At 73.0% G+C, this 10,385-nt stretch carries 9 protein-coding genes; 5 read left to right on the plus strand and 4 right to left on the minus strand.

Annotation, left to right across the window (positions count from 1 at the left end):
- Positions 1–294: 294 nt before the first annotated feature.
- Complete coding sequence (locus ACWEVN_RS42535) at positions 295–711, minus strand: MarR family winged helix-turn-helix transcriptional regulator (RefSeq protein ID WP_449681436.1); 417 nt, start codon at positions 709–711, stop codon at positions 295–297.
- A 53-nt stretch (positions 712–764) separates the two neighbouring features.
- On the opposite strand from ACWEVN_RS42535, the gene ACWEVN_RS42540 reads away from it, so the two are divergent.
- On the plus strand, positions 765–1,166 hold the full coding sequence (locus ACWEVN_RS42540; protein WP_449681437.1) for an SRPBCC family protein: 402 nt from the start codon (positions 765–767) through the stop codon (positions 1,164–1,166).
- A gap of 54 nt (positions 1,167–1,220) precedes the next feature.
- On the opposite strand, the gene ACWEVN_RS42545 is transcribed toward ACWEVN_RS42540, so the two are convergent.
- Positions 1,221–3,254 (minus strand): cellulose binding domain-containing protein, encoded by a 2,034-nt coding sequence (locus ACWEVN_RS42545; protein ID WP_449681438.1) that lies wholly within the window; start codon positions 3,252–3,254, stop codon positions 1,221–1,223.
- Positions 3,255–3,407: 153 nt separating this feature from the next.
- On the opposite strand from ACWEVN_RS42545, the gene ACWEVN_RS42550 reads away from it, so the two are divergent.
- Genes ACWEVN_RS42550 through ACWEVN_RS42560 form a run of 3 tightly spaced genes read left to right on the plus strand, consistent with a single transcriptional unit; the run spans position 3,408 to position 5,302 of the window.
- Positions 3,408–3,899, plus strand: coding sequence for a TetR/AcrR family transcriptional regulator (locus tag ACWEVN_RS42550; RefSeq protein WP_452055064.1), 492 nt, complete (start codon positions 3,408–3,410; stop codon positions 3,897–3,899).
- Positions 3,900–3,912: 13 nt separating this feature from the next.
- Positions 3,913–4,272: a hypothetical protein gene (locus ACWEVN_RS42555; protein WP_449681440.1), complete on the plus strand. Its 360-nt coding sequence runs from the start codon at positions 3,913–3,915 to the stop codon at positions 4,270–4,272.
- Between the two features lie 4 nt (positions 4,273–4,276).
- A complete protein-coding gene (locus ACWEVN_RS42560) occupies positions 4,277–5,302 on the plus strand; it encodes an alpha/beta hydrolase (RefSeq protein WP_452055065.1) in 1,026 nt (341 codons plus the stop codon).
- 29 nt (positions 5,303–5,331) lie between these two features.
- On the opposite strand, the gene ACWEVN_RS42565 is transcribed toward ACWEVN_RS42560, so the two are convergent.
- On the minus strand, positions 5,332–8,658 hold the full coding sequence (locus ACWEVN_RS42565; RefSeq protein ID WP_452055066.1) for an error-prone DNA polymerase: 3,327 nt from the start codon (positions 8,656–8,658) through the stop codon (positions 5,332–5,334).
- Positions 8,659–8,789: 131 nt separating this feature from the next.
- Positions 8,790–9,011, minus strand: coding sequence for a hypothetical protein (locus ACWEVN_RS42570; protein ID WP_452055067.1), 222 nt, complete (start codon positions 9,009–9,011; stop codon positions 8,790–8,792).
- A 175-nt stretch (positions 9,012–9,186) separates the two neighbouring features.
- Here ACWEVN_RS42570 and ACWEVN_RS42575 point away from each other — a divergent pair.
- Positions 9,187–10,385: BTAD domain-containing putative transcriptional regulator (locus tag ACWEVN_RS42575; RefSeq protein WP_452055068.1), on the plus strand; the 1,199-nt coding region annotated here is incomplete at its 3' end.

Consider the following 10,385-nt stretch of genomic DNA (forward strand, 5'->3'; position numbering starts at 1 on the left):
CGACTGAAGGGATAGCTGGGATGAGGGGCGGGGGAGGTCTGGTGACGTCGCTGGTTCCCTTGCGCCCCCGGCCGCCGGTTCGCAGCGACCCCAACCCGGCTTACGCCCCCGGCCGCCGGTCCGCGGGAGGCGATGCCGTCGCCGGCTCGCGCCCCCGGCCACCGGTCCGCACGTGGCAACGCCGTCGCCGGCCCGCGCTCCCGGCCACCGGCCCGCGGGAGGCAATGCCATCGCCGACTCACGCCCCCGGCCGCCGGTCCGCAGCACCCCACCAAGCTCGCCCCCGCGGCCGCATCAAACCGAGTTGGCCAAATGCGCCAAGGCCGACCGCAGCACCTGCCGGACCTCCGACGGCAGGCCCGCCAGCTTCCGGTCCTCCACCTCCCGGATCGCAGCCCGGACCGCCGCGTGCCGCGCACCCCCCTCCCGCGTCAACCGGACCACCCTGGCCCTGCGGTCGGCCGGGTCCGGCTCGCGGATCACCAAGCCCTCCGACTCGAGTGCGTCCAGCAAGGCGATCAAGCGGGTCTTGTCGTAGCGGATCTGCTGGGCCAAGACCAGCTGGCTGGGCGCCGATCCGGCGGCCAGGGCCGTCAGCACCACGTACTGCCACATCGACAGCCCGTGCCCGTCCAGCACCGGCCGCTCGGCTTCGGCCAGGTTGCGGCCCGCCGCGGCGCAGAGGGCTCCGAGATCGTCGTCCTCGTTCACCGGCGGGATTTTACGCGTCGACAAATCATACGCAGGTGCGTATCGTTTCCGGCATGACACTGGGACGCGCCGAAACCCGCACCATCTCCGTCGCCGCTTCGCCCGCGCGGGTCGTCGACTACCTCGCCGATCCGCGGCACCTGCCCGAATGGGCGCCCGGGTTCGCCAGCGCCGTCGATCACGAGCACGACGACGTCTGGCGCGTCCAGACCGAACGCGGCCCGCAGCGGGTCGCCGTGCGGGTCGCGGCCGAGCACGGGGTCGTCGACGTCGTCAGCGCCGATGCCCCCACCCTGGGCCTGTTCACCCGCGTGGTGCCGAACCTGGCCGGCGCCGAACTGATCTTCAGCCTGTTCTTCCCCCAGGACACCGATCCGTCGGCGGTCGACGCGCAGATGGCGGTCGTCGGCGAGGAACTGCGGGCCGTGCGCGAGCGCGTCGAGAGAGGCCGGTGAATCGGGACCCTCCTCACCGGCCTCTTCCGCCGGTGAGGAGGGAAGACCCGCGAGTCAGCCCGCCGCGCAGAGGACGCCGTTCAGGGTGAACGCCGTCGGCAGGATGTTCGGCCCGCTGTAGTCGGCCGTGAACCCGACGTCCACCCCGGCCGCCGGTGGGGCCGATGACGAGACCGTCACCGTCGTGCCGTTCTGCGCCCAGGTTCCGCTCCAGCCGCCGGTGAGCTTCTGCCGCGCGGTCGGCCAGTTGAACGTCAACGTCCAGTCCCCCACCACGCCGGTGCCGGTGAGGTGGATGCCGCCGACGAAACCGCTCGCCCAGTCGGTGCTGTCGGTCAGGCGGACCGTGCAGCTGCTCGACGCCGGCGCGCCGGTCGTCAACGTCAGCGGCGGGGAGGCCGCGGACACGTTGCCTGCGGTGTCGCGCGCCAGGACGTTGACCGTGTACCGGCTGCCCGGCACCAGGTTCCCGACGTCCAGGGACGTGCCGGTCGTCTCGCCCCACTGCTCGCTGGTCGTGCCGACCTGCCGGTAGACCTCGTACTTCGCGATCGGGTGGGCGCCGGGCGCGGCCGCGGGCCAGCTGATCGTCGCCGTGCGGTCGGTCGCCGTGCCGGTCGGCTGCCCCGGCTTCCCGGGAGCGGCAGCCGCGGCGGTCGCGGGGTGCAGCACCACCGTGGTCAGCGAGTACGGCGGCAGCGTCTGGGACGTGCTCGTGCCGGTCATTGCACTACCGATGGACGTTGCGCCGTTGGTCAAGGTGAACACCTGCGGCGCGCCCGCGGCCGGCGTGTAGCCCGCGTAGTCCAAGGTCACCGCCCTGGCCTGGTCGGGGTCCTTGTTGAGCAGCAGGACGGCCAGGTCGCCGTTCGGGCGGCGGACGGCGTGCGCGCCGACGAGCGGGTCGTCCGCTCCCGCGCGGACGAACTGGTCGCCGGGATGCGCGAAGGTGCTCAGCATCTTCAAGCCGTAGTAGGGCGCGAACGGGGTGTTGAGCGGGGGTTCGCAGCCACCGCCGTCCAGGCACGTGCCGCTGGAGAGCAGGCCGCCGTCGCCGTAGTCCGGGTATCCGGCCACTGTGGACAGTTTCGTCGGCCCGTTGTGCGTGTCCCACCAGTCGATCGTGAACACGCCGTTCGCCAGCAGCGAGCTGTAGGTGTCCGCGGCGAACAGGGCGCCGGGCTGGGTGTTCATGCCGACCGGCGTGTTGGTCTCGGTCATCGAGATGCCGATGCGGCCGGAGTTCGGGCCCGCGTACCGGGCGATCTGCTCGCGCGTCAGGTAGATCATGTCGTTGATCTGCTCCGGCTTCGCGAGCGCCTCCGCCGCCGTCGAGCCGGTGGGGTACCAGTGCAGGATGACGAAGTCGATGTGCGGGCCCGCGATCGAAAGCACGGTCTGGTTCCAGCTCGCCGTGTCACCGGCACCGACGATGGCGTCGGGCCAGTTCGCCGGGGTCGTCAGCACCGCCCCGATCTTCACCGACGGGTCGGCGGCCTTCATCGCGTCGGCGTAGGCGACGACGCCGTTCGCGTAGCCGGTCGGGCTCTTGTCCGCGTGGTTGTCGGCTTCCCAGTTCGCGCCGTAGTGCCCGTTGCCGTAGAGCTCGTTGCCAATTTCCCAATACTTGACACCGTACCCCTTGGTGACGTTGGCGTACCGCACCCAGTCCGCGGCCTCCTCCGGGGTGCCGGTGCCGTAGTTGGCGATGATGATCGGCTGGGCCCCGGCTCTTCGGACGCCGCCCATGAAAGTGTCGAAATCGGTGTTCGGCGCCACGTACCCGCCCGGCGCGGTGTTGTCCTTCCAGTGGTAGATGTCGCCGTAGGAACCACCGGGGTAACGCATCGTGCGGACACCGGCGGCGCCGAAGAGGTCGGCCACCTCGTCGGTCCCCAGCTGGCTGTCCCAGACCGCGTGGTTGATGCCGATCCCGGTGTCCGGCATGGTCGCCAGCCCGGCTCGGGCGTTGACGGTGACCGTCGCCGTGGGCGCGGTCGCCGCCCCGGCGGTGCCGGCGGCCGGAACGACCGCGGCGAGCACGGCGATCACCGGCCACGCTGCCCAGCGCAGACGTCGAGCTGTCATGAAGGTCCATCCTCACTCGTCGGGCACGAACGGATGACTGGGAGCGCTCTCAGCGAGAGAACCACCGAGGGGGCCCGAAGTCAACGGAAGCTCTCGAATTTTGAGGAATGATCGTTCTTGACTGATCGTTCCTCAAAAGGCTAAGGTCCTGGCATGGGCAGGCGGAGAGCGTTCGACGAGGACGAAGTGGTGCACAGCGCCGCGAAGTTGTTCGGTGGCCGCGCGTACGACGGGGTGTCCGTCGACGACCTCGTGACCCACCTCGGCGTGCACCGCAACAGCCTGTACAAGACGTTCGGCAGCAAGCGCGGCCTCTACCTGGTCGCCTTGCGTCGCCACCTCGCCGACGACGTCCGCCCGTTGACCGAAGCGCTCGCCGCGGCACCCGACGCCGCGACCGCGCTGCAGCTCGTCACCTCGGCCGACCTCGGCCTGCTGCTGCTCGCGGTCGTCGAACGGGCACCGGCCGACGAGGAGGTGGCCACCGAGGTGGCCGCGGCGCTGGCCGCCATCGACCAGGCGATCGCCGACGCGCTCGGCCTGTCCCCCGTCCTGGCCGCCGCCCTCACGGCGGCCGCGCTGGGCATCCTCTTGCGCGGCAACCCCGACGGGGTCGGCGCCGCGCTCACCCAACATTTCGACTGACAAAGGAAAAGACATGGCACTGGTGCACATCGACGGCGACGACCTCGTGGTCGTGATCGAGGGTCTCGACAAGCTCTGGGCCTTCAAGAGCAGCCTCACCATCCCGCTGGCCAACGTCCGCGGCGCGACCGCGGACCCGGGCATCGCCGCCGACCCCAAGGGGATCCGCGCGCCGGGCGCCCACCTGCCCGGCGTGATCACGGCGGGCACGTTCCACCTCGACGGCGAAAAGGTCTTCTGGGACGTCAAGGACGCGTCGAAGGCCGTCGTGATCGAACTCGCCGACGAGCGCTACGCCCGCCTGGTCCTCCAGGTCGACGACCCGCGCGAGACCGTCGCGCTGGTCGAGAACACCCTGGCCCGGAGGAAGTAGACCGATGATTCCCCACCTCGCCGCGGCCGTGCTGACGCTGGCCGTCGTGACCGCCGTCCCCGCCGAGGCGGCACCACGTCTCGTGCCCGCTGTCGATCGCGAAGTCGTCTTCACCGTCGAGGGAACGGCGACGTACGGCACCCTGCACGTTCCCGCCCACCGTCCCGGGCAGCGGCTGCGCGCCGCCCTGCTGCTGCCCGGCAGCGGCCCCACCGACCGCGACGGCGACCAGCCACCCCACGCGACCCCGAACACCCTGGCGCAGGTGGCCGCCGCGCTCGGCAACGACCGGGTCGCCACCCTGCGGTTCGACAAGTACGGCACCGGCCGGACCGGGCTCGGCGCCTACCGCGAGCACCCGGAAACGCTCGACTACCCGGCGTTCGTCCGGCAGGCCACGGCGGCCTACCAGGTGCTGCGCGACCAGCCGGAGACCGACCCGCACGCGCTGATGGTCGTCGGGCACAGCGAGGGCGCGATGACCGCGCTGCTGCTCGGCGGCGCCGCCCGCCCGCGCCCGGCCGGCGTGGGACTGCTGCAGCCGCAGGCGATCCGCCTGCTGGACCTGGTCGCGCTGCAACTGCACGCCCAGGTCGCCGAAGCGGCCCGGCAGGGCCAGCTCACCCCGGAGCAGCGGAACACCATCGACGCGGCGATCGACGCCGCCGTCACCGCCCTGCGCGAACACCGGCCGGTCGACCCCACCGGCCTGCCGCCCGCCGTCACCCAGCTCTTCACGGCCTTCCAGGGCCCGAGCAGCCGGTTCGTGGACAGCGACGACGCCGTCTACCCGCCGGACACCGCCGCGGCTCTGCGGCCGGGGACCAGGGTGCTACTGACCTGCGGCACCGACGACGTCCAGGTCCCCTGCACCACAACGGATGCCCTGACTGCCGCGCTGCGCCGCGCCCACGCGGGCGGGCCGGGCCGGGTGCCACTGTCCGGAGTGGACCACCTCCTGCACGACGCCGGGCACCAGGACACCCTCGCCCCGGCCGTGCTCGCGGCCCTGCACCGGCTCGCCGGGTGACCCTTGCGTGCCCTGGGGTTCCCGTCGAGTCACCGGAAGTCGCGGGAGGGGCCGGTTCGCACCGCCAGCTCGAGGTTTTCGATGCGGTCGGCCACCAGCGTGACCACCCCTTCGGCCGCCTGGACCTGGCCGCGGACGAGCAACGCGGCGCTCGTGCGGGCCACGAGCAGCTGCCGTCGCCACAGGCCCGGCGAGACCAGGACGTTGGCCATCCCGGTCTCGTCTTCGAGGTTGAGGAACGTGATGCCGCCGGCCGTCGCCGGGCGCTGGCGGTGGGTGACCGCTCCGCCCACCCACACGCGCGTTCCGTCTTCGGTCCGCATGAGCTCGGCCACCGTGATCGCGCCGCGCTCGTCCAGCAGCTCGCGCAGGTATTCCACCGGGTGGCTGTCCGGGGAGACGCTCGTCGCCCACAGGTCGGCCGCCGTCACCTCCAGCCGGGTCATGCCGGGCAGCGCCGGTGCGTCGAGGCCGGGGGCCAGGCCGGGCAGGTGCCCCGGCCGGGTCGCCGCCGCCGCGCCCGCCGCCCACAGGTCCTGGCGCCGGTCGCCGCCGAAGCCGCTGAACGCCCCGGCCGTGGCCAGCGCCTCCACGGCGTTCCTCTTCAGCCGCACCCGGCGGGTCAGGTCGCCGATGCTCGGGTACGGCCCGTGCGCCTCCCGCTCGGTGACCACCAGCGTCGCCGCGTCCTCGCCGAGGTGGCGGACCGCGGCGAGACCGAGCCGGAGCGCGACGCCGCCGGTGCTGGCGGCGTCCGGCTCCAGGGTGGCGCCGGCGAGGCTCGCGTTGATGTCCGGCTCGCGGACGCGCACGCCGTGGCGGCGGGCGTCGGCGACCAGCGACTGCGGGCTGTAGAAACCCATCGGCTGCGCGCGCAGCAACCCGGCGCAGAACGCGGCCGGGTAGTAGCGCTTGAACCACGCCGACGCGTACACCAGCAGCGCGAACGACATCGAGTGCGCTTCGGGAAAACCGTAGCCGGAAAAGGCGTGGATCTGCTCGAAGATCCGGGTGGCCAGCTCGCGGTCGAGGCCGTTGGCCGCACAGCCCCGGAAGAACCGCGCCATCAAGGCCTTCATCTTGGCGCTGGACCGCTTGGCGCCCATGGCCCGCCGCAGCTGGTCGGCCTCGGCGGCGGTGAACGAAGCGACGTCGACCGCCATCTGCATCACCTGCTCCTGGAACAGCGGCACGCCGAGGGTGCGGTCCAGTGACGCGGCCAGCAGCGGGTGCGCGTGTTCCCACTCCTCGTCGCCGCGGCGACGGCGGATGTAGGGGTGCACCGAACCACCCTGGATCGGGCCGGGCCGGATCAGCGCCACCTCGACGACCAGGTCGTAGAACTTCCGGGGCCGCAGCCGCGGCAGCGTGGCCAGCTGGGCCCGGGATTCCACCTGGAACACCCCGACGGCGTCGGCTGCGCAGAGCATGTCGTAGACCGCCGGGTCGGCGAGGTCCAGCTTCCCGATGTCCACAGTGGATCCGTGGTGCTCGGCGACGAGGTCGATCATGTGGTGCAGCGCGGACAGCATGCCGAGGCCGAGCAGGTCGAACTTGACCAGCCCGACGGTCGCGCAGTCGTCCTTGTCCCACTGCAGGATGCTGCGGTCCTTCATGGTCGCCCACTCGACCGGGACCACTTCGGACACCGGCTGCTTCGAAAGCACCATGCCGCCGGAGTGGATGCCGAGGTGGCGCGGGAAGTCCTCGATCCGCGCGGCCAGGTCGAGGACGTCGTCCGGGATCGACCCGGCCGCCTGCTGCCTGGTCGCGGCGACGCCGCCCCAGCGGTCGACGAGTTTCCCGTAGGCATCCTGCTGCCCGGGGCTGTGGCCGAGCGCCTTCGCCGCGTCGCGGATCGCCGAGGGCGCCCGGTAGGTGATGACGTTGGCGACCTGCGCGGCGTGGAACCGGCCGTGTTTCTCGTAGACGTACTGGATGGCTTCCTCGCGGCGGCCGGACTCGATGTCGACGTCGATGTCCGGCGGGCCGTCCCGCTCCGGCGCGAGGAACCGCTCGAACAGCAGGTTCCACCGCACCGGGTCGGCGTGGCAGATCTCCAGCGCGTAGCAGACCGCCGAGTTCGCGGCCGATCCGCGGCCCTGGCACAGGATGTTCGCCTCCCGGCAGAACCGGACGATGTCCCAGACGACGAGGAAGTAGCCGGGGAAGCCGAGCTTGCCGATGACGGCGAGTTCGTGCTCGAGCTGGGCGTAGGCCTTCGGGTTCTCCTCGCGCGGGCCGTAGCGCTTCCGCGCGCCCCGCCAGGTCAGCTCGGTCAGGAACGACATCTCGTCGTGCCCGGCCGGGACCGGGAACGGCGGCAGGTCCGGCGCGACCAGCTGCAGGTCGAACGCCACTTCGACGCCCAGGACGGCCGCGCGGCCGACCGCGCCCGGGTAGCGGCGCTCGAAGCGGCGCCGCTGCTCCATCCCGGACCGCAGGAACGCCTGCCCCGACGGCGGCCGCCACCCGTCGAGGTCCTCGGCCGACCGCCGGGCCCGGACGGCGGCGACCGCGTCCGCCACGACGGCGTCTTCCGGGCGGGCGTAGTGCACGTTGTTGGACACCACCGTCGGCAGCCGGAGGTCCTTGGCCAGCGCGTCGAGCAGGTCGTTGGCGGCTTCGTCGGCAGGCAGCCGGTGGTCGATCAGCTCGACGGCGACGTGCGACCGCCCGAACCGGTCCACGAGCCGGGCCAGCTCGGCCCGCGCGGCGGCCGGGCCCTGCCGCGCGAGCGCCTGCCGGACAGCTCCTTTGCGGCAGCCGGTGAGGACGACGACGTGCCCGGCCAGCTCGTCGGCCAGCTCGTCGAAGTCGTAGACGGGCCGTCCCTTCTCCCCGCCGGCGAGCTGGGCGCGGGAGATGACGCGGCACAGCCGGTGGTACCCGGTCTGCTGCCGGGCGAGCACGAGCAGGTGCGACCCGGCCGGATCGGGCACCCCGCCCTGCGGCGCGGGCAGCCCGAGCGAGAGCTCGGCCCCGAACCCGACCCGCACCCCGAGCTCCCGCGCGGCGTCGTTGAACCGGACGGCGCCGTACAGGCCGTCGTGGTCGGTCAGGACGAGCGCGTCGAGCTCGAGCCGCGCGGCCTCCTCGACGAGCGTCTCGGGGTGCGAGGCGCCGTCGAGGAAGCTGAAGTTGGAGTGGACGTGCAGCTCGGCGTAGGGCGCCCGGATCCGGTCGCCGCCGTCGTCCCGGCCACGCCGGTCCACGAGATCGGGTGGCGCGCCCGCGTAGCCCTCCCGTTTGCGCGACCACGCGGGGGCGTCGTTGCCGTCCCCGGGAACGGGCGGCCGCCCGGAGGCGATCCGCTCCACTTCGGACCACGGCACACGCGGATTGTTGAACGCCAAAGCGGGCTCCCACCGATTTCGCTGTGGGGAAGCCAGCGACTACTGTTCGAACACACGATCGACCACTGTGGTCCGATCCTGCGCCGGGCGCGCGGCCGGTGTCAACTGTGGACGGACCGGAGTCGCGTCGGTCACAGCACCCGGTCGACCGTGAACGCCCGGGTCAGCCGCACCATCAGCCGCCGATGCTGCAACCCGGCGTCGACGACGTCGACGGCCGCCCACTCGACGGTGGTGACGACCTCGCGGACCACGCGCGGGGCCGTCATCGCGCCGGCGGGCGGCGCGGTCGCCACGACCGCCGCGGCGCTCAGCAGCACCGCCGCGAGCCGGCGCGCGGGGTTCGCGGTCAAGGCCGGCCGCGGCACACGGACCCGGCCGTCGTGCTGGTTCCCATCGTGGTTCTCCCCTCGCCGGCCCGCATTCGACCGGCGACGGGAGCGTGGCAGCGTTCACTGCAATCGCACTGCAGTCTTACGGAACGTCGCCGGTCGGAGGTACGCTCGCCGTGGGGAGGGGGCGATTTGCGTGTCTGATGTCCGATTCGGCGTGCTCGGGCCGATCACGGCCTGGCGCGGTGCGGCCCCGGTCGAGGTGGGGTCCGCCAAGTGCCTCCGGGTGCTCGGGGTGCTGCTGCTGCACGCGAACCGGCGGGTGGACCGCGAGCAGATCATCGAGGGTGCCTGGGGCGGGAAGCCGCCGCGGAGCGCGGTCAACCTCGTCCAGAAGTACGTCGGGGACGTGCGCCGATCGCTGGAGCTCGACGACGGCTCGCTGCAGACCGTCGGCACCGGGTACCTGCTGCGGGTGGCCCCCGGCCGGCTCGACAGCGACCGGTTCGCGGCCGGGCTCGACCGGGCGCGCGAAACCCGCGGCGACGGGGACCTGACCGCCGCCCGGCAGCACCTGGCCGAGGCGATGACGCTGTGGCGCGGGCCCGCCTTCAGCGGCATCGACACGCCCGCGGCCGCCACCGAACGCGCCCGGCTCGACGAGTACCGCCTCGGCGCGCTGGAAGACCTCGCCGAGCTCGACCTGCTGCGCGGGGAGCCCGCGCCGGCCATCCCCGAGCTGTCCCGGCTGACCGGCGAGCACCCGTACCGCGAACGCGCGCGGGAGCTGCTGATGCTCGCGCTCTACCGCAGCGGCCGCCAAGGCGACGCGCTCGCCGTGTTCGACGACATCCGGCGGCTGCTGGCCGAGGAGCTCGGCGCCAACCCCGGGCCCGGCCTGCAGCGCGTACACGCCCGGATCCTGCGTGCGGACCCCGCGCTCGACCTGGTCACCCATGCGCGGCCACGCCCGGTCGCCCAGCTGCCCGCCGACATCCCGGACTTCACCGGCCGGGCCGGGCCGCTGGGCGAGCTGATGGACCTGCTGTCCGGGCGCCGGGTGGTGGTCGTGGCCGGCGCGCCGGGGACCGGGAAGTCGGCGCTCGCCGTGCGCGCGCTCCACGACGCCCGCGACGAGTTCCCCGACGGCCAGCTCTACCTCGACCTCGCCGGCACCTCCGCGGTCCCGCGCGACCCGGCGGTGCTGCTGGCCGAACTGCTGCGCGCGCTCGGCGTCACGGACGCGGTCATGCCGCCCGGCCTGCACGAACGGGCCGCCCTCTACCGGTCGCGGCTGGCCGATCGCCGGATGCTGGTGCTGCTCGACGACGCCGCCGGCGCCCAGCAGGTGCGGCCGCTGCTGCCGCCGTCCGGGGGCTGCGCGGTGGTCGTCAC

This window comes from Amycolatopsis sp. NPDC003861 (assembly GCF_053605405.1).